The sequence below is a fragment of the Rhizobium sp. YTUHZ044 genome (assembly GCF_051123975.1).
In the GTDB taxonomy this organism is placed as follows: Bacteria; Pseudomonadota; Alphaproteobacteria; order Rhizobiales; family Rhizobiaceae; genus Rhizobium.
In genome coordinates this window covers 994,513-1,013,803 of the sequence record NZ_CP101426.1, presented here as the reverse complement: position 1 = coordinate 1,013,803, position 19,291 = coordinate 994,513, and the positions used below count along the sequence as shown (strand labels likewise).

Here is a 19,291-nt window from a genome sequence, read left to right as displayed (position 1 = left end):
CATGGTTAACAAGTTGCAAACGAAGCTGGGGTCTTAGACTTAGGTTGTACATGGCGCGAACGCCTTAGATCGCACCGATTTCCTTCAACTTCTTCAGCACCGCCTCGTTCGGCTCGCCGTTTTCGGGGAGGTTGTAGTGCTTCTGGAAGTGGCGGATGGCGGCGCGAGTCTGCTCGCCGGCCACACCGTCGACGCCAACGTTGGCATAGGCCATATTGGAAAGGCCCTTCTGGATCTTCAGCACCAGGTCGACGGTGGCAAGCTCGCTCGATGGAAGCTGCTTTGCGGCTGACGGAGCCGTCTTGACGGTCTTTTCGGCGCTGCGGATCGCAGCAGCGACCGGGTCCTCCGCCGCCGCCTTCGAGGTGACATCCTCACGCGGTTTTTCCACGGGCACGGTCGAGGGGCCGGCAGCGTCGGTCTTCAGCGCGGCCAGCACCTCCGGCGTCGCTTCCCCGGTCTGGGCCATGCCGACGGTCTCCTGGAAGAACAGGATGGCGGCACTGGTGCGGGGGCCGATGATGCCGTCAGCGATGCCGTTATAGAGGCCGCGGCGCACCAGCTGCTGCTGGATGTCCATGACCAGCTCGCTCGGCTGCTGAGCGGGTGCGGCCGGCACCGGCGTCCCGCTGATGGTGGCGGCATCCTCCGGCCGTTCGATCCGGAAGGTGGTGACGTCAGCCGGTTGTTCGTCGGCCGGACGGCGCGCGCCGAGCACGTTTGGGGACTGCGGGTCGCGGGTGCGGAAAATCGGGTGCGGATGCAGGCCAGGCTGATACCAGAGGGCATTGGCCGCAACGAAGGAGAAGATGACGAAGAAGGCGATCATGCCGCCGGCGACCGACGGATTGCGGCCAATGACGCCGCCGAGCGCGGACGCCCCCTGCAGCCCGAGACCACCCAGCGCGGATGCGCCCTGCAGGCCGAGGCCGCCGAGAGCGGCCGCACCGGACACGACAAGGCCCGGCTGCTGCCGTCGCTTCTTTCCCTTAGGCGATTTTCGCTTGCGCGCGGCCATCGAAAAGCCCCTCTTCCAGTTCTGCTCCGGTACCGACCGCGTCCTTCAGCCGCGGCGGAAATTCGACGGTCGCGCCATGACCGGCGTGTTCGGCGCGCCGGGCGCCCGAGCCATCCACCGCAATCTCGACGGTGATGATCGTACCTTCGCCCGGCTGGCTGGCAATGGCAAAATTCCCGCCATGCAGCGCCACCAGCCCCTTGACCAGCGAGAGGCCGAGACCGCTGCCCTCGAAGCGGCGGGTGTAATCGTTCTGGATCTGGACAAAAGGCTGGCCGAGCATCGCCAGCTTATCGGCGGCAATGCCGATGCCGGTATCGCTGACCGTCAGCTTCAGGATGCCGTCACGCGCCGCCGCATCGACCGAGACGACGCCGCCGGCTTCGGTGAATTTCACGGCGTTGCCGACGAGATTGATGAGGATCTGCTGGATGGCGCGCTGATCGGCGACGATCTCGCCAAGCCCACGCTGAATCCGGCTCGTCAGCGTGACGCCCTTGGTCTTGGCCTGCAATGCCAGCATCGATTCGCAGGATCTGACGGAGCTTGAAATATCGAAGGCATCCAGAATCAGTTCGTAGCGGCCGGCTTCAATCTTGCTCATGTCGAGCATGGTATTGACGACCGAGAGCAGATGCGCGCCGGACTCGCGGACGAGACCGACATATTCGCGCTGGCGGTCATTTTCGAACTTGCCGAAATATTCGCCGATCAGAATATCGGAGAAGCCGAGAATGGCGTTCAGCGGCGTGCGCAGCTCGTGGCTGACCGCGGCGAGGAAGCGCGACTTGGCGTCGTTTGCCGATTCGGCGTCGGCCGCACGGTTCTGGGCTTCGGCCCGCAGCTGCTGCTCGACGGAGACATCGCGCAATTGGGCGATGACGGCGGCAAGCTCGCCATCGGCATCACGGCGAGCCGTCATGTCCATTCTCAGATAGGCGAACTGGCGCTGATCGCGCGAGACCGAAGGCCGGTCGAGGCGCAGATCGACGCTTGCGGCATCTTCGCCGCGCCTGAGCTCATCGAGCGCCTGCAGGAACAGGATGCGGTCGGAGACATGCACCTGCTCCAGGAAGCCCCTGCCCTTCGGATCGCGCATCCAGGCAAGGAAATCGCGCCGGTCGCGGCCGCCTATGGTGGCGACGCTGCCGTGCGGATCCAGGAAAAAGACGAGGCCGGGGGTGACGTCGAGGAAGAAGTCCTCGGCCGACTGTGTGGCAATGCCGGCCGACGAGCCCTGGCGGGCAAGTGCAATGCTGCCGACGGCGGAAAAGAGAAAGGCGGCGCAGACCATGGCGACGCCGGCCGGCAGTGCGACGGCGGGGCTGGTGACCGCCGAAAGCCCGACAGGCGCGGCGACGAGAGCGGCCGAGGAGAGCAGCACGAGGCGCCGCAGAATCGCAAGCTCGCGCTGGCGCACGGCTTCGCCGCCACCCGTCCGGGAAAGCCAGCTTGTCGCCGCCCGGTCTACGAGGGCCGTCGCCCAGCCGCCAATGTCACTCAATACTCGCACGCAATACCCGCCCAAAGAGGCTGTCTGTCGATCCGGACAATAGGCCCCCGCGACTTAAGGAAAGGATAAGGCAAAGGCGCTGTTCACAGCCAGAAAGAGCAGAAATTCCCGTTTTGAAGCATCCGAGAGCTCCTTCGCTTCTTGTGGTTAATGGCCGGTAAGCGGCGGATTTCCTTCATATTTCAGCACTGCGTTAACTCCTGTGGCAAGGCGAGCCGGCAAAAGCCCTGCAATTGCAGGCAGGTGCTGCCCTGATGCTTAACAACAATCGCTCGCATTTGACTTAAATGCCGCTCAAATGCGCTTCGCTAAAATTTGAGTTAAATTTGCCGCAAATGCGCGCGAGTTTTGAAAAGCGGCATTCGCAACTTGCCGATAGGGTGAGAGCACACCGGACAACCGGCCTGATTCGGCGATAAGAACCGGACGGGAAAACAGGATGGGCAACGACAATGTGGTTTCTGATCAAAGGATCCTTCTGGTTTGGCCTAGTGCTCGTGCTTCTTTCCGTCTTCAGCACGGAGGGATCCGACAAGCTTGCCGGCGGCCCACAATTGCAGCTCTCAGACGCGTTTACGGCGGCGAGCGGCGCCTATGACTATCTCACCGGCATGTGCTCGGAAAAGCCGGATGTCTGCGCCAAAGGCGCCGAGACCCTGACGGCGCTCGGCTACCGGGCCCGTGAGGGCGCCCGTGTCGCTTACGAACTTCTCGACAGCCAATTCACCGACGAACCGACGACGCCCGCAAGGCTTGCGGAGCCGGCAAACCGGACAGCGCCCGCCATGCCCTCGCTTGCCTCCCCTTCCGTCCAGGAGAAGGTGCGCGAGGCAAAGGCTGCGCTCAACCAGCCGATGCCTTACCGACCGCCGGTCGACGATGAAGCCGAGACGGTGGTAACCGGCGCGATCCCGCTGCCGACGCCGAAGCCGGCGATCTGACGAAATTGCGCGGGCAACCGGCCCGCCGCACATAAGCAACGTTCGGACGCGGGACTGCGTCACACTGGAATTCTAAAGCGCGGTGCGATCTTTGAGATTCGCCTGCCGCGCTTTAGGCCCTTGGTTTTCCGCATGTCGTTCACGCAAAACCGCTGCACACTTTTGCGCGACATGCTTTAGAGCTTGCATCGGTGGTCCGCATGACGCGGAAATGCCCCATGCCTGACGTGCCTGCCCTGTTTAATTCAGCAGATTGCTGCGCCGTGAGGATGCCCATCCCTCACGGCGTTTCTTTTGAGAGCATGTCGCACAAGAATGTGCGGTGGATTTCGATAACGACATGCGTAAAAACAAAAGCTGAAGCGCCGCATCAAAAAGACGGCGCGCTTTAGCGGTTCAAATCTGTCGGTCTATCACCTATATGCAGTCCTAGAGCATGTCCGGACGCAAAATTGCCGTGTCGTTTTGCCAGCATGCAAAAAGGTGAAAGGCTTTTTATGGCATCCCTCGACCAGATCATCGATGACTTCGCCTTCCTGGACGATTGGGAAGACCGCTACCGCTATGTCATCGAACTCGGCAAGGCGCTGCCCGAGCTCGCCGAGGAAAAACGCACCTCGGAGAACAAGGTGATGGGCTGCGCCAGCCAGGTGTGGCTGGTGACGCATACGTCGGGCGATCCGGAAAACCCAATCATGAGTTTCGAGGGCGATTCCGACGCGCATATCGTGCGCGGCCTCGTCGCCATCGTGCTTGCCACCTATTCCGGTAAGCGGGCTTCCGAAATCGCTGCGCTTGATGCCTTCGAGATCTTCTCGAAGATCGGTCTGGTGGAGAACCTGTCGTCGCAGCGCTCGAACGGGCTGCGCTCGATGGTGAAGCGAATCCGGGAAGAGGCGATAGTCCGCGCCGCGGCGTGAACGTCATTGATTCGGTCGGCGAGCGCGGCGGATTGGGCATTTGCGGAAACGGCCAACCGACTATATTAACACTTTCTTATAGTATAGGAATACATTCTACGTCGCGCTCCAAAGCGTAAGATAGGTTCCCTGATAATATCCCGTCTGCCCCGTGCATGACTTGCGATAGCGGCGGAATAGTCGGGGAGATTATTATCCTCATCCGGAACAGGATGAACTCTGGGGTCGTCCGAACTAAAGTCTGAATCTTGCTTTCATTTAACGGGCCGGACCAGGATAGCGCCCGGAAACGGCTTCCGGTTTTCGGTTTCAGGTTTGCGGTACAGACAGAAAAGCCGGGCACAAGACCCGGCTTTTGTCATTGACAGCGGAAAAGCTCAGCCGCGGCCGCGCTTGCGGCGCTGACCCAAGCCCATCTCCTTCGCCAGGCGCGAACGCGCTTCGGCATAAGCGGGCGCTACCATCGGGTAGTCGGTCGGCAGGTCCCATTTCTCACGGTATTCTTCCGGCGAGAGACTGTGATGCGTCATGAGGTGACGCTTGAGGGACTTGAAGTTGCCGCCGCATTCCAGGCACGTAATCTGCTCGTCCTGTACGGACTTGCGGACAGAGACTGCTGGCTTCTGCTTTTCGACGACAGCCGCAGCGGGCTGCGGTACGGATGTGTTGCTAAGTGCCGAATGCACGTCGGAAATCAGATTTGCCAGGTCGCTGACCGGGACAACATGGTTGCTGACATAAGCCGCGACGATGTCGGCCGTCAGTTCCACAAGCAGCTCCGGCCCATTGCCGGTCGCCATATCCGTCATATTTTTTCTCCTGTTAGCATGCTCAAACGATCTTTGACTGTCACGCCAAAGACCCGCCTCGTAGAAGCGAACAGCAAAAGCACAGGAAGCAATCTTCTGTTTCGAAAAACGTGAAATCCACCCCTAGATTCCGAAGTCCGAGACCTGTTCTTATACTGCCTGACCGAAAACCACTACCGTCTTGCTCCAGGCGATGGCCCCAGTTAGACATTGAAAAATCAAAACTGAGGGACTTGGAAGCAGTAGGATTGTAATTCACAATCAGAATTCTACTTGCATTTTCAAATACCATCGTTTGGCCGAAAGGCCAATTATTATTTGTGGTTTTTCTTGAGAAAAAATGGCTGATGAAGAATTATAGGACTTTAGGCCAAGCTTTACTCACAGCTTCCTGTGCATAAGTTCGGCGTAAAACAGGTTAAGACGCCAATTGCCGGGCTCAGAGAGTTGCCGTGATCAGGCCAGCGAGCGGGAGAGACGCGTCAGCAGCCGGACGACCGAGCCGTGCAGGACGAAGAGCAGAAGCGTCAGCGGCCAGAGCAGGCAGGCGACAAGTCCGGCGAGACGATGAAACGTCAAACCGGCGTGATTGGCCCAGCCCTCCAGCAGCGTGACCGCCATGGCGGTCACGGCCACGAGGCCGTAGAGCAGGACGATTGCGGCTTCAAACACCAATGGCTCCTCAATGCACGTAACATTAACCCTAACAGAAAACCCTTAATAGATGTAAAAGCGGACGCCTTTCCTGATAGCTGCATGCCGCGATTCCCGCGGCCCGGCGCCGGAGGCTTGATGAAACAAAGACGGCGCACCACATTTCTGGCGAAACGGAACCGCCCTTCGGCGAAAGGAGCACGTCATGTCCGAAACTGCAACCACCGCCAAGATCCATAAATCAGACGCCGAATGGAAAGAGCAGCTCACGCCCGAGCAATACCGCATCACCCGCCAGCACGGCACCGAACGCGCCTTCACGGGCCCTTACTGGGATTCCTTCGAGACGGGGCTTTACCGCTGCGTCGGCTGCAACGCCCCGCTTTTCCGCTCCGACACGAAATTCGACGCCGGCTGCGGCTGGCCGAGCTATTTCGAAGCGGTCTCTCCCGATGCGGTGACCGAGCATCGCGACACCAGCTACGGCATGGTGCGCACCGAAATCCGCTGCGGCACCTGCGACGCCCATCTCGGCCATGTCTTCCCCGACGGCCCGCCGCCAACCGGTCTGCGTTACTGCATCAATGGCCATGCCATGGTGTTCGAGCCCGAATAGCGCTGAACCAATGATCGTCGATCCGCCGCCCTTGCACGGAGAGCCGCGCACCCATCGATGGCGATCACCGCGTCGCGGTCGTCAACCAGTCTGATCGGCCGCCAAGCCTCTCCTCCAGGGGCGGCGGGCGGAGTGGTAAGGCGAACGGGCCCGGACGCCCGAGCCCGTTCGCATTCAGTCATGCGGTCGACAACGGATGGTTATGACTGAACCAGATGCTGCCCGCTGCGAGGGCAGCGACGACCAGGCCGACAATCACATGCGCCCACATGGCCGCTGCCACGGCTGAAAAGCCGAGGAGCCAAGGAGCGATCACAGCCCATAGCCCGAGGACCAGGTTGCACCATTCCTCGGCCTCATAGAAAGCATAGAGAGCGGCAACGGCGATCAGGGTGATGGCCGCGCCAACGATCCATGCATTCCAGGCGGCATAGGTCTCAGCGGAGAAACCGAACAGCCAGGGCGAGATGAAGAGGCCAAGACCGGCAACGATATTGACGATATCGAAAGCCGTCCGGTTGTTGGAAGACAGAGACTTCAGCATCGATCATTTCTCCTTCTTAGTTGGTTGCATCATCAATGGCCGCCTCCTGCGGGCAGAAGACGGTTGCGGCGACGGCGCTTGAATCGCCGTCGCCGCAAAACTCGGTCACGGTGTAGTGGGAAGCCAGAAATGAGATGCGGGCGACGCTGTTCTCTTGGAACTGCGGAACTGTGAAAGGAAGACGGCTGCGCCGATCGTCGTTCGAGGCGCGGAAGCGGGAGATCGGTGCTGTGTTTTCGCGGTGTGTACGTCCGATAATCTTCATCGTTTATCCTTCCCAAACTGGTGAAGGATGAGCGGCGGCCGGCCAGGTGTCGGCCGCCGCGCTCGTCAGCTTCTGATGGCGATGCGCTTGACCTGTGACTGCGCCTTTTCGGTCTTGGGCAAAGTGACGGTGAGGATGCCGTTCTTGAAGGTGGCGTCGACCTGGTCCTCCTTGACCTCGGTGCCGAGCGGGATGCGTCGCTCGAAGCGGCCATAGTAGCGCTCCGAGAACTGCTTCTCCTTGTCTTCCGTTTCCGAACGCTTCTCACCCTTCAGGGTCAGTACGCCGTCATTGAGTAAGACCTCGATGTCCTTTTCCTCAAGGCCGGGTATTTCGGCCGTCACCTTGATGTCCTTGTCGGTGTCTGAGATCTCCACGCTCGGCCAGCCGGCACCAAAGCCGCTGGCGCCGCGAAGTGACGGCAAGCTGGAACCGAAGCCGCGGAAAACGTCGTCGAACAGCCGGTTGACCTCGCGGTGGAGCGACAGGAAAGGATCGCGGTCGTCGTCGCGAAGGAGACTCGGCATCTGATTGCCGTTGTTGCGGCCCCAGGGAATCAAATCACGAACACTCATGGCTCTACTCCTTTCTGATGGTTCATGGGCGCCAGACGGCGTCTGGCGCCACGCTCAGGCCGCCTGTGTCTCGCCCTCGATCTGCTTCGTCTCGGCCTTCGGCATTACGTGACCAGTTCCGATCTCGATTTGGCGCGGCTTCATCTCTTCAGGAATTTCGTGCTTGAGATCGATGGTCAGCAGACCGTTGGCAAGACCGGCGTCGACAACCTTCACATGATCGGCCAGTTCGAACCGGCGCTGGAACGAGCGTCCGGCAATTCCGCGATGCAGGTATTGAACATCTTCGCTCTCTGCCCTCTGCCCCGATACCATGAGCATGTTCTGCTCTTGCGTGATTGCCAGCTCGTCCTGCGAAAAGCCCGCCACTGCCATGGCAATGCGGTAGTCGTTCTCACCAGCCTTGACGATATCGTAAGGCGGCCAGTTGTCGATTGTCTCGGCGCGGCCTGCAGCCTCAAGCGCGTTCAACATTCGCTCGAAGCCGATGCTCGACCGGAACAGGGGAGAGAAATCGAGGTTTGTCCTCATAGCCATATCCTCCTTGCAAGCAACATGGACACAAGGAGACGCCAAGAGCGACCGGCGTCTCCTGGACTTTCTGCCGATCCCTATTGGGCGATCGACAATACTGATATAATTCAGTGTCTTACAGTTTCAAGGGGATCGAATTTCTTAACGAGAAAAATTGATCTTTTCGAAGACGCCACCATATGTTTTGGAGCTTGAGCGAGGAGCAATGGTTATGACAATGACTTCACACGACGTCGTCGCCGTCCTTGGACCTGCAGACAAAACGCTTGTGGCCGAGATTATCGCGACAGGTGCAACCCAAACCGATCTTGTCGAGGCGTTTGCATGGGCCAACAATGACGAGGCCCTGGTGGGTGAAGGGCGGCATCTACCGACCGGCAGGGTTGCTGCGCTTGTTGACCTGCTGAGGTCGGACGAAGAGGAACCGGATTAGAAAAGGCGGTCGACCCGTCTTCCCTGCACGGTCCTTCATCAGGCCGTGGTGAGCACGCTGACATTGCCCTGTCGATTGATGACATCGACCACGACCTGGTGTCTCGACCGGCGGATGGCCACGTCAGCCGAGCAATTGCCGATCAGCAGGCGCTGTAAGATCACCTCATCGAGGAAAGAAGGAAGCCGCGGCACGCTGAAGCTGATCTGCAAACTATTCGGATCGAAGTCGAGACCGAGGCAGGATTGCAGCAGCGACAAAGGGGCTGCTGCTGCCCATGCTTGCGGCGAGCAGGCAACCGGATAAGAGGTCGGTCCGCGTGCGCGCTGACGCGGCAGGCCGCAGAGCAGTTCGGGAAGCCGCCGCAGGTCGATATAGGTCGCAGCGGCAAACAGTCCCTCGAAGATTCGCGCGGCTTCGGCGCGATAGCCATAGCGGGCAAGACCACTGGCGATCATGGCATTGTCATGTGGCCAGATCGAGCCATTGTGGTAGCTCATAGGATTGTAACGTGCTTCGGTCGAGGGAATCGTCCGGATGCCCCAGCCACAGAAGGACGACGCATTCATAAGGGTGCGGGTCACCTGTGCGACCCGTTCGGGATAAGCAATACCGGTGAACAGAGCGTGGCCGGCATTGGAGGATCGGACCCGGCAAGGCCGTTTATCCCCGTCGAGAGCCAACACATAGGTGCCGAGTTCCTCATCGAAGAAGCTCATGTCGAAGGCGCGGCGCAGTCCCTCCGCGCGCGCGAGAAAGCTCGCCGCGCGTTCCGGCTTGCCCCTCCACCGGAAGATTTCGGCAGCACTTTGCCAAGCGCCGTAGACATAGGCCTGGACTTCGGCGATCGCGATCGGGCCTCGGGCCAATGTGCCATCGGCATGGAAGACCGAGTCGTTGCTATCCTTCCACGCCTGATTGATCAGTCCTTCTTCCGTCAGCCGCCCGTATTCGACGAAGCCGTCTCCATCGCGATCCCCATGTTCGTCGATCCAGGTCAGTGCCGCTTCGACATGCGGCAGGATACGGTCGATGGTCGCAAGATCACCGGTTCGTTTGAGATAGTCGCCGGCCAGCATCACGAAGAGCGGCGTCGAGTCGATGCTGCCGTAGTAACGCCGGAATGGAACCTCGCCGAGTTCGGCCATTTCGCCGCAACGCACTTCGTGCAGGATCTTGCCCGGCTCGGCGTCTGAAGCAGGATCGACGTCCGTCGCCTGATTGGCTGCAAGATGACCGAGAACCCCGCGGGCGATCTCCGGATCGAGCCAAAGCGTCTGAAGCGCCGTGATCAGGGCGTCGCGGCCGAAAACAGTGCTGAACCAGGGAATACCAGCATAGGGATAGGGGCCTTCCGGCTTGTCGGTGATCAGCATGTAAAGATCGGAGGCGCTGCGTCGCGCGACTTCGTTGAAGATCTCGTTGGAGGTTGTGACCGACGCCGCGCGCGAGGAGGAGGCACGCAACGCGCGGCGGGCATCCCGCAAGGCAAGGAAGAAGGAAAGACGGCTCAGTCGATCGGCGGAGGTATGGTCGCAGGCGATCTGGATGAAGAGCGATTTGGTCTCGTGCGGTTCCAGATGGAGGTCATAAGTGACGAGATCGCTACGAACCTCGGCCGGTTCCGGCATGAAGGAAAGGCGCGTCGACCGCTTGCGACCGTCCAGGCCGATATAGGAAAGCAGGATCCAATCCTGTTCTACGACCGCGGGAAGATGGCGCCCTCGCCTTGCCCTTGCGGTGCCGCGGACTTCAAAAAGATCGGCGAAATCGGCCCCGAAAGAGATCTGAATGCGAACTTGTTGCCGCCGCTCGTCATAATTCCTCACAGCCAGCCGTTCATAACAACTGGCATTCCAGAGAAAGCGCGATCTGCGCAGATGAATCACGTCATGGCCCAGAACCAGCCTTCCTTTCTCATCGAACTGATCAGGATTGGTGAGATCGCAGGTCAGCGTCGCATTGTCGTCCCGCAGCGTCGACGACAGCAGCATCGGCCGCTGTTCGTTGATCGTCAGGTAAAGATGCGAGAGATGACGAGTGTCCCGGTGAAAAAGGCCTTCCGGGCTGCCGGGACCGGAAAGAGCATCGCCATTATGGTCGAAGACGGCGAAAGTATCGCCGTGCTTCAATGTACGCGGCCGGCGCTCCTGCAGCGATGCGGCGGCCGGAATGAAGAACTGAGCGACGGGCGCTACCACGCCTGACGATGCTGTGGCGGGGTTGCTGTCCGCAGATACGTTCGACATGGTCTCCTCCTCCTTGCCTCAGGCGACAGCCTGCAGGTCGAGCGCTTGACCATTCGACCGGCGGAGGGGCGCGGCTTTGATGCGAACGCCCGGCAGGTTGCGATAGATGTCGAGATAGTCGCACGCCATTCGCTGTGCGGTGAAGCGCTTTTCAAACGCTGCCCGCACCTTGCGCCGATCGAGGCGCAGCGCCCATTCGACATTTTCGGCCGCCTCGGTGACGCTGTCGACCAGGATGCCGGAGATGCCATTGTCAATGACCTCGGGAACCGAGCCACAGCCGAAAGCGATGACCGGGGTGCCGCAGGCCATGGCCTCGATCATCACCAGCCCGAAGGGCTCCGGCCAGTCGATCGGGAAGAGCAGAGCGCCTGCATTTCCGAGGAAGTCAGCTTTCTCACGTTCGTCGATCTCGCCGATAAATTCTACATGCGGATGGCTCTTAACGATCGGCTCGATGACGGTTTCCCAATAGACCTTGTCGGCATTATCGATCTTGGCGGCGATCTTCAGAGGCATGCCGACTTTTGCCGCGATCTGAATGGCTCGGTCGGGGCGCTTTTCCGGAGAGATCCGACCAAGGAAGGCCAGGTAGTTACCCCTAGGGTTCTCCGTGAATGGAAGAAGATCGGCCGGGAGACCATGATAGACCGTCCCGCGCCAGTCGACTGGTGGCATCGGGTGACGCTGATCATTGGAGATCGACACCAATGGAATATCGGGGAAAGCGGCGTAGAACGGCTTGAGATCCGGCAAGTCGAGCCGCCCGTGCAGCGTGGTCACGGTTCGATCGGCGAAATCGCGGATCAGCGGGAAATGCAGCAGGTCGATGTGGAAATGCAGTACGTCGAACTCATGCGCCCGCCTCCGGATCTCCTCGAGCATCACGACCTGATGCGGTAGATGGTCCCTGACCGCAGGGTTGAGCCGCAAGGCGACGTCCGCACATGACACGAGTGTCGCCCGTGTGACGGAATCGCCGCTGGCAAAGAGCGTGACCTCATGTCCCTTTGCCACGAGTTCTTCAGTAAGGTAGGAAACGATCCGCTCCGTCCCGCCGTAGAGCTTTGGGGGAACGCTCTCGGCGAGCGGTGCAATCTGAGCGATCTTCATCGGCAAAACTCCTCAGTTGAGCAAAGAGCCGTCGGCAAAAATCATGCCTGCGTCTTCGAGAGGCACACGGCAGGCCAGACGGAGAGTCAGGTTTCGAACAGCGGTCGGCGCCGTCCTCCTTTCCAATAGCTGCACAAGCAAAGGCCGGGAAATCGGGGGGTGGGTGGTTTTCGACGACGGGTCCTGTGGGAACTCAGGGAAGCGGACGTATCCTGCCTCGCGGATGGGCGATCGCCATTATCCAAAGCCTTCAGCGCTTCAAGGATCTCGTCATAGGATACAGCTCTTTCGGCCCCAGGGTAAAGGCGGAGGGCTGGTACGGATTCGACTGCGAAGATATCGGATGCCCATGAAGCGAGAATTGCCCGCTTCTCGTCGTTGTCGATCTCGGCGGCGGCAAGCACGTCACGCGGGTGACCGAAATGCTTCGCCGGATGAAGCAGATGCGCCGCACTGATAGCTGCCACGGCATTCTGCTGTATGGAATTGCTGATGTTTTCCTTTCTCATAGCTTGGCTCCATTGATGTCGACCGATGGAACTTGTTTCATTCGGTAGTGCGTAGCACGGCCCGCCCCGAGGGCAGAGCGGGCCGAGCGATCGCTTAGAAGTCCATGCCGGCGCCGGCGGGCATGGCCGGAGCAGCTTCCTTCTTCGGCTTTTCGGCGATCATCGCTTCCGTCGTCACCAGCAGGCCGGCAACCGAAGCTGCATCCTGAAGTGCGGTGCGAACGACCTTGGCCGGATCGATGACGCCCTGCGCGTAGAGATCGCCATATTCACCGGTCTGGGCGTTCCAGCCATAGGAAAATTCGCTCTTTTCACGCAGCTTACCGACGATGATGGAGCCTTCGGCGCCGGCGTTTTCGGCGATCTGGCGAACCGGGGCTTCGATCGCCCGGCGCACGATTTCAACGCCGACCCGCTGGTCGTCATTGGCAGTCTTCAAATTGTCGAGCGCCTTGACCGCGCGCAGCAGCGCCACACCGCCACCGGGCAGGATGCCTTCCTCGACTGCCGCGCGTGTTGCATGCAGCGCGTCGTCGACGCGATCCTTCTTCTCCTTCACTTCGACTTCCGTCGAGCCGCCGACGCGGATGACGGCAACACCGCCGGCGAGCTTGGCAAGACGTTCCTGCAGCTTCTCGCGATCATAGTCGGAGGTGGTTTCTTCGATCTGAGCGCGGATCTGAGCGGTGCGACCGTCGAGTTCCGCTTTCGAACCAGCACCGTCGATGATGGTGGTATTTTCCTTTTCGATGGCCACCTTCTTTGCCCGGCCGAGCATATTGAGCGTCACATTCTCAAGCTTGATGCCGAGATCTTCGGAGATGACGGTGCCGCCGGTCAGGATGGCGATGTCTTCAAGCATGGCCTTGCGGCGGTCGCCGAAGCCAGGCGCCTTGACGGCAGCGATCTTCAGGCCGCCGCGCAGCTTGTTGACGACCAAGGTCGCAAGGGCTTCTCCTTCGACGTCTTCAGCAATGATGAGGAGCGGCTTGCCGGACTGAACCACGGCTTCGAGAACCGGCAGCATCGACTGCAGGTTCGAGAGCTTCTTCTCATGAATGAGGATATAGGGATCCTCCAGTTCGACCCGCATCTTGTCCTGATTGGTGACGAAATAGGGGCTCAGATAACCGCGGTCGAATTGCATGCCTTCGACCACCTCGAGTTCGGTTTCGGCAGTCTTGGCCTCTTCAACGGTGATGACGCCTTCGTTGCCAACCTTCTCCATTGCTTCGGCAAGGTAGCGGCCGATCTCGGAATCACCATTGGCGGAGATCGTGCCGACCTGGGCAATTTCGGAATTGTTGGAGATCTTGCGGGCGTTAGTTTTCAGTTCCGCGACGACAGCGTCGACGGCGAGATCGATGCCGCGTTTCAGGTCCATCGGGTTCATGCCGGAGGCGACCGCCTTGGCGCCCTCCTTGACAATCGCCTGGGCGAGCACCGTCGCAGTCGTGGTGCCGTCGCCGGCGAGGTCGTTGGTCTTCGATGCGACTTCGCGCAGCATCTGCGCGCCCATGTTTTCGAACTTGTCTTCGAGCTCGATTTCCTTGGCAACCGAAACGCCGTCCTTGGTGATGCGCGGCGCGCCGAAGGACTTGTCGATCACGACGTTACGGCCTTTCGGGCCCAGCGTCACCTTCACGGCATTGGCCAGCACATCGACCCCACGCAGCATGCGTTCACGGGCATCGCTATGAAATTTCACTTCTTTCGCAGCCATTCTTTCACTCCTTCAATAGGCAGCTTTTTGACTCATGCGCGGACATGCCTCAGGCGGCGATCTTTTCGGCCGCCTGGGCTTCAATAATGCCCATGACATCGCTTTCCTTCATGATCAGCAGGTCCTCGCCGTTGATCTTGATCTCAGTGCCGGACCACTTGCCGAACAGAACGCGATCGCCGACCTTGACGTCGAGCGCCTGGATCTGGCCGGCATCGTTGCGTGCACCGGGCCCGACGGCGATGACCTCGCCTTCCTGCGGCTTTTCCTTGGCAGTGTCGGGAATGATGATGCCGCCCTTGGTCTTTTCCTCGGAATCGACGCGGCGGACGAGAATGCGATCATGAAGCGGTCGGAACGACATGTTTTCCTCCAATGGACAAACAATAGTGATGTTATTCCCCTGGCCGGACCGGATGACCAGTCCGGGCGGGTGCAAAACCTCGATCGAGCGTTCTGCGCGCAATGATCTGGTTTTGCGGTTTTTCCATTTCAAGAGGGCGCCATAAAAAAATTAGCACTCGTGCGAAGTGGCTGCTAACATCCTGTAAAGGAACAATAAACACGGTGGACGCGTTTCAGAAATCCGTTGATGGCTGCAAAATTTTGCGCCACCTTTCGAGCGTCACGAAACGGAGATGAAGTATGCGATTTTCCTCAGATCTGGAACGTCAGCTGAACGGCTATGGGCTGACCACTGCACATATCCTCTATCGCATTCCTGATTTTGAATCCGTGCTGCAGACCTATGTCTGGCAGGATTACGATCTTGCCCCGGACTTTCCGGAGATGCATAAGTTTCTCGAGTTCTGGCAGTCCTCCCTCGACGGGCCGTTGCATTCTGTTCGCTACACCCACCAGCGGCTGATCGGGCCGAACGAGTGGCGCCGCGTCATGGGCGAGTTCAAACTCCACTAAGTCGAACCGAACCATCCCAGAGAGACGTGCGTGTTGCCATAGGCGTATAGTGTCGCCTGGTAATCACTCGTGCTCAGCCGGACAAGGCCATGTCGGCGGCGCCGAGAGGCCGGCGGGCAGTTTGGTCGAGGCGTCACCGCAGGCGAGGTCGATCTGTGCCTGTTCGAGCCCGGCGGCAGCCGAGAGGTCGAGGCCTTCGATGCGAGTCAAGAACATGAAGGCGCGCTCGAAGATTAACGGGCCTTCGAAGGTGGCGTGGGAAAGGTCAGCGCGGGAGAGATTGGCGAAAGAGAATTTCACCCCCGTCAGCACCGCCTTGTCGAAATCGGCGCGGCCGAGTTCGGCCTTTTCGAAGCTCGCGCCGGAGAGCCGGGCGCCGGCAAAATTGGCGCGCTGCAGCTCGGCGCCGGCAAAGGAAGCGCCTTCGGCGGCAATATTGGCGAAGCTGGCGCGATAGGCCTCGACCTTGGCGAAGTTGGCCCCTTCGGCATGTGACCCCTCAAGCGAGGCCCGCACCAAGCTCGCCTTTTCCAGATTGGCGGATTTGAAATTCGAACCGCTGAGATCGGTCAGCGAGAAATCGGTGCTGAAGAGATTGGCGCCTTGGAGGTCACTGCCCTGCAACATCAGGTTTTTCTTCGTGCATTCCTGCCAGTCGAGCTTCGGCGAGGCCGTGCTGCCACAATCGGCAGCACGCGAGGAAATCGGAGCAGCGGCGAGAAGAAGGAAGGCAAGGAGGCCGAGCGGCGATCTATGCATTACCATTGAACTGTTGAACTCCATGACGCTTATCACGCCGCCTCTCGCGAAGCAGGCGGCCTCTCTTTTCTACACAGCTCAGAATACAATAAAAAGATAGTGACCGCTCCGGCAATGATTTGCCGGTCACTCCGTCCGGCGAGCGCTCATCCTCCGTCGGCCTTGCCCGAGCAAGTAGGTCAATCGGCCTCGCCGGGCAGGCGAAGCTCCATGCAGGTGAGGTCCAGCCAACGGCCGAACTTGGTGCCGACCTCGGAAAATCTGCCGACAATACGGAAGCCGAGCTTTTCGTGCAGCCGGATCGAGGCGGTGTTGTCGGCCTCGATGCCGGCGATCATCACATGGATATTGGCGGCCGCCGCACGCGCAATCAATTCGCGCATCAGGGCCTCGCCGATGCCGGCGCTGCGATGATCTTTCTCGACATAGACGGAATGTTCGACCGTGTGGCGATAGCCCTCGAAGGAGCGCCAGTCGCCATAGGAGGCATAGCCCGCGACCTTACCCGACTTGTCGGCGACGATGACCGGAAAGCCGCGGCCGTTGCGCGCGCTCAGCCATTCCCGTCGGTTTTCGAGATCGACGAGCGTCTCGTTCCAGATCGCCGTCGTGTGCTCGACGGCATGATTGTAGATATCCCGGATGGCGGGAAGATCGGCTTCGGTGGCGTCGCGGAGGAGGACGGCGTCTGTCATGATGACCCGGTTCGGATTGACTGCGCGGGTTGGCATACGCCGCAGTTCGAAAGATGTAAACGGCTGATACGGCAGAGAAAGGCTTGCGGAACGGTCTCGGGCAGGCCGCAGCTCAGAAGCCCGGCATTGGCAGGCTGAAACAAGCGAAGACGGCGGAATAATGCACGGCCGCTGCAATGACGACGAAACCGTGCCAGATGGCGTTCTGGAAACGCAGTTTCTCCCAGACATGGAAGATGACGCCGAGTGAATAGATGACGCCGCCGATAATGATCAGCAGCATCGAAGCGGAGGGAATGCGCGCGGCGACGGGCCCCGCCACCAGCACGCCGCTCCAGCCCATGGCGAGGTAAAGCAGGATGGCGAGACGGTCGTAGCGCCCGGGAAAGGCGCATTTCAGGACGATGCCGACGGCAGCGAACAGCCATATCACCACCAGCATGAAGAAGAGCAGCGGATCGTCGGCGCCGCGCTCGAGGAAAGGCGTATAGGTGGCGGCGATCAGGATGAAGATCGCAGAATGATCGAAGCGGCGCAGGAACCATTTGGTGCGCGAGACCGGCCAGACATTGTAGGAAAAGGAGATGGCAAGCGTCAGCACCAGTCCGACGCCATAGATCCAGGCGGCGGCGAGCGCGCCGTGGGAGCTCCAAACCGTGGCGTAAAAGATCAGAGCGGTGGCGCCGATCAGCGCCAACACGAGACCGACGCCATGGACGATGCCGTCGGCGATCAACTCGTATCTGTCGTAAGCCCAGCGAATGCCGTTGAACTCGGCCATGCACGCCAACCCGTTTCGTACCCGATTGCGATGGTCGCACCGAACTGGCGGGGGCGCAACTGCGGCGCATCGCGCGGGCAGTAAATCTTCGTGACAGACCGCGCGAGGTCTGCCCCGCCTCGACGACTGGGAAGAGCACTCGAAAATGGAGCGGCGAAGATTCAGATCTTCTGCCGCTCGACCAGCACTGAACACTTGGCGTGCCGTACGACGCGGTCGGCCGTGGCGCCGATAAAATAGTTGGAAAAATCCGGAATATGCGAGGCGAGGATGATGAGGTCGGCGCCGTAGCTTTCGGCGGCCGCGATGATGGCCTTGGCCGGCGGGCCGTTGCGGATGTCGATCGTCGCCGCGATCCCGGTTGCGGCGACCAGCGCTTCCAGCTTCTCGCGGCCGTCCTTCATGGCGTCCTCGAGCATATTGGCTGGCAGTTCGATCGCAACATAGGTCGGCACATCCTCGACGACGTTGAGCGCGACAATCTGGCCGCCCGCGTCGAGCAGCGAGGCGGCCTTGCGGAGAATGTTCTCTCCCCTGTCGAGGCTGCCGAGCGCGATCGCCACTATGATTTTCCTGTACATGGCTTCCCTCCATGACTGAGATGCATAAGCTTGCTCAGATGAAGATACGGGCGCATTGACTCCGATCAAGCCGGTGCAGGTCATCGTCAACATCTGCTCAACGCTTCATCCTCAAAAACAAGCCTTCTGTGAAAAATCCGGATAGACCATATAGAGATCAAGTACGGCAACCGAGGAGACCAGGCGCATGAACCGGCGAGACTTCCTCGGATTTGCCACGGGCGGCATGGTTGCCGCCACCGCCGGTACGCTTCAAATGCAGAGGCAGGAGACCCATTGATGACAGAAACATCCTATGCGCTGACGCGGCCTGCTCACATCGACCAGTCGCATCTCGTCGTTACCGACCTCGGCCTGGTTTCCGGCTTCTATCAGTCGATGCTCGGCCTGAAGGTCATCGAGAAGACGACGAGCGGCGAAGTGCTGGGGGTCGGGGGTCATCCGCTGCTGACGCTAACGACGGCAAAGGACGCGACAGTCGCGCCGCGGAATGCCGCAGGCCTTTTCCACACAGCCTTCCTGATGCCCGATCGCACCGAACTGGCGCGCTGGCTGCGTCAAGCCGCCCACAACAATGTCGTGCTCGACGGCGCCTCGGACCATCTCGTCAGCGAGGCGATCTATCTTTCCGACCCCGAGGGCAACGGCATCGAAATCTATGCCGACCGGCCGCACGAGCAATGGAAATTCCATCAGGACGGCATGGTCGAAATGGCGACGCGGCGTCTGGACCTGCAGGCGCTCTACGACAGCGCGCCCAGTGATCGCTGGGACGGCATGGCTGAGGGAACGGCGATCGGCCATCTGCACCTGCAGGTCGGCGATATCCCGCAGGCCGACGCCTTCTACCGGGACGTGCTCGGCCTCAAGCTGATGGCCCGTTATCCCGGCGCGAGCTTCTTTGCGACCGGCGGTTATCACCACCATCTCGCCGCCAACATCTGGAACAGCCGAGGCGCCACCGCCCGCGCCGACAATATGACCGGGCTTTCGGACTACCGGATCCGTTTCAACGATAAGGCGACGCTCGACGCGGCGGTCTCCAGGTTCGACGCGCTGGAGATCAACAGCGAGAAGCGCGATGGCGGCGTCTTCCTCAAAGATCCCTGGGGCATCGGCCTGACGCTTTCGTCCTGAGCCT

24 protein-coding genes are annotated in these 19,291 nt (G+C 60.1%); 7 read left to right on the top strand and 17 right to left on the bottom strand.

Annotated elements, in window-relative coordinates; all coding sequences use genetic code 11:
• Positions 1 to 64 precede the first annotated feature (64 nt).
• Entirely contained in the window at positions 65 to 1,018 is a 954-nt protein-coding gene (locus NL154_RS04950) for a peptidoglycan-binding domain-containing protein (protein ID WP_434733687.1), read from the bottom strand.
• Complete coding sequence (locus tag NL154_RS04945) at positions 990 to 2,531, bottom strand: sensor histidine kinase (protein ID WP_221122636.1); 1,542 nt, start codon at positions 2,529 to 2,531, stop codon at positions 990 to 992. The genes NL154_RS04950 and NL154_RS04945 overlap by 29 nt, the downstream gene beginning before the upstream one ends.
• Before the next feature lie 452 nt (positions 2,532 to 2,983).
• Between NL154_RS04945 and NL154_RS04940 the strand changes: the two genes are divergently transcribed.
• Together NL154_RS04940 and NL154_RS04935 are read left to right on the top strand one after the other, a co-directional pair.
• Positions 2,984 to 3,472: a DUF5330 domain-containing protein gene (locus NL154_RS04940; RefSeq protein ID WP_221155551.1), complete on the top strand. Its 489-nt coding sequence runs from the start codon at positions 2,984 to 2,986 to the stop codon at positions 3,470 to 3,472.
• A gap of 497 nt (positions 3,473 to 3,969) precedes the next feature.
• A complete protein-coding gene (locus NL154_RS04935; RefSeq protein WP_210628598.1) occupies positions 3,970 to 4,392 on the top strand; it encodes a SufE family protein in 423 nt (140 codons plus the stop codon).
• A gap of 377 nt (positions 4,393 to 4,769) precedes the next feature.
• On the opposite strand, the gene NL154_RS04930 is transcribed toward NL154_RS04935, so the two are convergent.
• Both NL154_RS04930 and NL154_RS04925 read right to left on the bottom strand, forming a co-directional pair.
• Positions 4,770 to 5,201, bottom strand: a complete 432-nt coding sequence (locus tag NL154_RS04930) for a MucR family transcriptional regulator (protein ID WP_010060045.1) — start codon at positions 5,199 to 5,201, stop codon at positions 4,770 to 4,772.
• Positions 5,202 to 5,657: 456 nt separating this feature from the next.
• Entirely contained in the window at positions 5,658 to 5,873 is a 216-nt protein-coding gene (locus NL154_RS04925) for a hypothetical protein (RefSeq protein WP_210628599.1), read from the bottom strand.
• Positions 5,874 to 6,060: 187 nt separating this feature from the next.
• Between NL154_RS04925 and msrB the strand changes: the two genes are divergently transcribed.
• Positions 6,061 to 6,471 (top strand): peptide-methionine (R)-S-oxide reductase MsrB, encoded by a 411-nt coding sequence (gene msrB, locus NL154_RS04920; protein WP_184458808.1) that lies wholly within the window; start codon positions 6,061 to 6,063, stop codon positions 6,469 to 6,471.
• Between the two features lie 178 nt (positions 6,472 to 6,649).
• Here the strand turns inward: msrB and NL154_RS04915 are convergent, their stop codons facing one another.
• The 4 genes from NL154_RS04915 to NL154_RS04900 all read right to left on the bottom strand — a co-directional run bounded on the left by NL154_RS04915 (position 6,650) and on the right by NL154_RS04900 (position 8,386).
• Positions 6,650 to 7,015: an SPW repeat protein gene (locus NL154_RS04915; protein ID WP_210628601.1), complete on the bottom strand. Its 366-nt coding sequence runs from the start codon at positions 7,013 to 7,015 to the stop codon at positions 6,650 to 6,652.
• Between the two features lie 16 nt (positions 7,016 to 7,031).
• Positions 7,032 to 7,280 (bottom strand): hypothetical protein, encoded by a 249-nt coding sequence (locus tag NL154_RS04910; RefSeq protein WP_210628602.1) that lies wholly within the window; start codon positions 7,278 to 7,280, stop codon positions 7,032 to 7,034.
• A gap of 65 nt (positions 7,281 to 7,345) precedes the next feature.
• Entirely contained in the window at positions 7,346 to 7,855 is a 510-nt protein-coding gene (locus tag NL154_RS04905; RefSeq protein WP_210628603.1) for an Hsp20/alpha crystallin family protein, read from the bottom strand.
• Positions 7,856 to 7,909: 54 nt separating this feature from the next.
• Positions 7,910 to 8,386, bottom strand: coding sequence for an Hsp20 family protein (locus NL154_RS04900; RefSeq protein ID WP_210628604.1), 477 nt, complete (start codon positions 8,384 to 8,386; stop codon positions 7,910 to 7,912).
• Between the two features lie 214 nt (positions 8,387 to 8,600).
• Here NL154_RS04900 and NL154_RS04895 point away from each other — a divergent pair, with 214 nt between their 5' ends.
• Positions 8,601 to 8,822 carry a hypothetical protein gene (locus NL154_RS04895; protein ID WP_434733686.1) on the top strand — a complete coding sequence of 74 codons (222 nt, stop codon included), beginning with the start codon at positions 8,601 to 8,603 and terminating at the stop codon, positions 8,820 to 8,822.
• Between the two features lie 38 nt (positions 8,823 to 8,860).
• Here the strand turns inward: NL154_RS04895 and NL154_RS04890 are convergent, their stop codons facing one another.
• From NL154_RS04890 to groES, 5 genes are all read right to left on the bottom strand, one after another.
• Positions 8,861 to 11,071, bottom strand: coding sequence for an amylo-alpha-1,6-glucosidase (locus NL154_RS04890; RefSeq protein WP_221122633.1), 2,211 nt, complete (start codon positions 11,069 to 11,071; stop codon positions 8,861 to 8,863).
• An 18-nt stretch (positions 11,072 to 11,089) separates the two neighbouring features.
• A complete protein-coding gene (locus NL154_RS04885; RefSeq protein WP_210628607.1) occupies positions 11,090 to 12,184 on the bottom strand; it encodes a glycosyltransferase family 4 protein in 1,095 nt (364 codons plus the stop codon).
• A gap of 86 nt (positions 12,185 to 12,270) precedes the next feature.
• Positions 12,271 to 12,693 carry a hypothetical protein gene (locus NL154_RS04880; protein WP_221165067.1) on the bottom strand — a complete coding sequence of 141 codons (423 nt, stop codon included), beginning with the start codon at positions 12,691 to 12,693 and terminating at the stop codon, positions 12,271 to 12,273.
• 94 nt (positions 12,694 to 12,787) lie between these two features.
• Positions 12,788 to 14,416, bottom strand: coding sequence for a chaperonin GroEL (gene groL, locus NL154_RS04875; protein WP_221122632.1), 1,629 nt, complete (start codon positions 14,414 to 14,416; stop codon positions 12,788 to 12,790).
• Positions 14,417 to 14,465: 49 nt separating this feature from the next.
• Entirely contained in the window at positions 14,466 to 14,780 is a 315-nt protein-coding gene (groES, locus tag NL154_RS04870) for a co-chaperone GroES (RefSeq protein ID WP_434733685.1), read from the bottom strand.
• Between the two features lie 281 nt (positions 14,781 to 15,061).
• On the opposite strand from groES, the gene NL154_RS04865 reads away from it, so the two are divergent.
• The gene (locus NL154_RS04865) at positions 15,062 to 15,334 is read left to right on the top strand and encodes an usg protein (protein WP_168294277.1); all 273 of its coding nucleotides are present in this window, start codon (positions 15,062 to 15,064) and stop codon (positions 15,332 to 15,334) included.
• Between the two features lie 63 nt (positions 15,335 to 15,397).
• Here NL154_RS04865 and NL154_RS04860 read toward each other — a convergent pair whose 3' ends face one another.
• The 4 genes from NL154_RS04860 to NL154_RS04845 all read right to left on the bottom strand — a co-directional run bounded on the left by NL154_RS04860 (position 15,398) and on the right by NL154_RS04845 (position 18,150).
• On the bottom strand, positions 15,398 to 16,099 hold the full coding sequence (locus NL154_RS04860; protein ID WP_210628611.1) for a pentapeptide repeat-containing protein: 702 nt from the start codon (positions 16,097 to 16,099) through the stop codon (positions 15,398 to 15,400).
• Between the two features lie 173 nt (positions 16,100 to 16,272).
• Positions 16,273 to 16,824 carry a GNAT family N-acetyltransferase gene (locus tag NL154_RS04855; protein ID WP_434733684.1) on the bottom strand — a complete coding sequence of 184 codons (552 nt, stop codon included), beginning with the start codon at positions 16,822 to 16,824 and terminating at the stop codon, positions 16,273 to 16,275.
• A 76-nt stretch (positions 16,825 to 16,900) separates the two neighbouring features.
• A complete protein-coding gene (trhA, locus tag NL154_RS04850; protein ID WP_434733683.1) occupies positions 16,901 to 17,569 on the bottom strand; it encodes a PAQR family membrane homeostasis protein TrhA in 669 nt (222 codons plus the stop codon).
• Between the two features lie 161 nt (positions 17,570 to 17,730).
• Positions 17,731 to 18,150: a universal stress protein gene (locus NL154_RS04845; RefSeq protein WP_210628614.1), complete on the bottom strand. Its 420-nt coding sequence runs from the start codon at positions 18,148 to 18,150 to the stop codon at positions 17,731 to 17,733.
• A 187-nt stretch (positions 18,151 to 18,337) separates the two neighbouring features.
• Between NL154_RS04845 and NL154_RS04840 the strand changes: the two genes are divergently transcribed.
• Together NL154_RS04840 and NL154_RS04835 are read left to right on the top strand one after the other, a co-directional pair.
• Complete coding sequence (locus NL154_RS04840) at positions 18,338 to 18,430, top strand: twin-arginine translocation signal domain-containing protein (protein ID WP_434733682.1); 93 nt, start codon at positions 18,338 to 18,340, stop codon at positions 18,428 to 18,430.
• Positions 18,427 to 19,287: a VOC family protein gene (locus tag NL154_RS04835; protein WP_210628616.1), complete on the top strand. Its 861-nt coding sequence runs from the start codon at positions 18,427 to 18,429 to the stop codon at positions 19,285 to 19,287. The genes NL154_RS04840 and NL154_RS04835 overlap by 4 nt, the downstream gene beginning before the upstream one ends.
• Positions 19,288 to 19,291: the final 4 nt, after the last annotated feature.

Bases quoted from the DNA above. Each gene is read 5' to 3' on its own strand.
- trhA (WP_434733683.1), bottom strand. From the start codon at position 17,569: ATGGCCGAGTTCAACGGCATTCGCTGGGCTTACGACAGATACGAGTTG.
- NL154_RS04885 (WP_210628607.1), bottom strand. From the start codon at position 12,184: ATGAAGATCGCTCAGATTGCACCGCTCGCCGAGAGCGTTCCCCCAAAG.
- NL154_RS04940 (WP_221155551.1), top strand. From the start codon at position 2,984: ATGTGGTTTCTGATCAAAGGATCCTTCTGGTTTGGCCTAGTGCTCGTG.
- NL154_RS04880 (WP_221165067.1), bottom strand. From the start codon at position 12,693: ATGAGAAAGGAAAACATCAGCAATTCCATACAGCAGAATGCCGTGGCA.
- NL154_RS04950 (WP_434733687.1), bottom strand. From the start codon at position 1,018: ATGGCCGCGCGCAAGCGAAAATCGCCTAAGGGAAAGAAGCGACGGCAG.
- NL154_RS04845 (WP_210628614.1), bottom strand. From the start codon at position 18,150: ATGTACAGGAAAATCATAGTGGCGATCGCGCTCGGCAGCCTCGACAGG.
- NL154_RS04865 (WP_168294277.1), top strand. From the start codon at position 15,062: ATGCGATTTTCCTCAGATCTGGAACGTCAGCTGAACGGCTATGGGCTG.
- NL154_RS04900 (WP_210628604.1), bottom strand. From the start codon at position 8,386: ATGAGGACAAACCTCGATTTCTCTCCCCTGTTCCGGTCGAGCATCGGC.
- NL154_RS04910 (WP_210628602.1), bottom strand. From the start codon at position 7,280: ATGAAGATTATCGGACGTACACACCGCGAAAACACAGCACCGATCTCC.
- NL154_RS04915 (WP_210628601.1), bottom strand. From the start codon at position 7,015: ATGCTGAAGTCTCTGTCTTCCAACAACCGGACGGCTTTCGATATCGTC.
- NL154_RS04890 (WP_221122633.1), bottom strand. From the start codon at position 11,071: ATGTCGAACGTATCTGCGGACAGCAACCCCGCCACAGCATCGTCAGGC.
- NL154_RS04860 (WP_210628611.1), bottom strand. From the start codon at position 16,099: ATGGTAATGCATAGATCGCCGCTCGGCCTCCTTGCCTTCCTTCTTCTC.
- NL154_RS04895 (WP_434733686.1), top strand. From the start codon at position 8,601: ATGACAATGACTTCACACGACGTCGTCGCCGTCCTTGGACCTGCAGAC.
- groL (WP_221122632.1), bottom strand. From the start codon at position 14,416: ATGGCTGCGAAAGAAGTGAAATTTCATAGCGATGCCCGTGAACGCATG.
- NL154_RS04905 (WP_210628603.1), bottom strand. From the start codon at position 7,855: ATGAGTGTTCGTGATTTGATTCCCTGGGGCCGCAACAACGGCAATCAG.
- NL154_RS04840 (WP_434733682.1), top strand. From the start codon at position 18,338: ATGAACCGGCGAGACTTCCTCGGATTTGCCACGGGCGGCATGGTTGCC.
- NL154_RS04930 (WP_010060045.1), bottom strand. From the start codon at position 5,201: ATGACGGATATGGCGACCGGCAATGGGCCGGAGCTGCTTGTGGAACTG.
- NL154_RS04855 (WP_434733684.1), bottom strand. From the start codon at position 16,824: ATGCCAACCCGCGCAGTCAATCCGAACCGGGTCATCATGACAGACGCC.
- groES (WP_434733685.1), bottom strand. From the start codon at position 14,780: ATGTCGTTCCGACCGCTTCATGATCGCATTCTCGTCCGCCGCGTCGAT.
- msrB (WP_184458808.1), top strand. From the start codon at position 6,061: ATGTCCGAAACTGCAACCACCGCCAAGATCCATAAATCAGACGCCGAA.
- NL154_RS04935 (WP_210628598.1), top strand. From the start codon at position 3,970: ATGGCATCCCTCGACCAGATCATCGATGACTTCGCCTTCCTGGACGAT.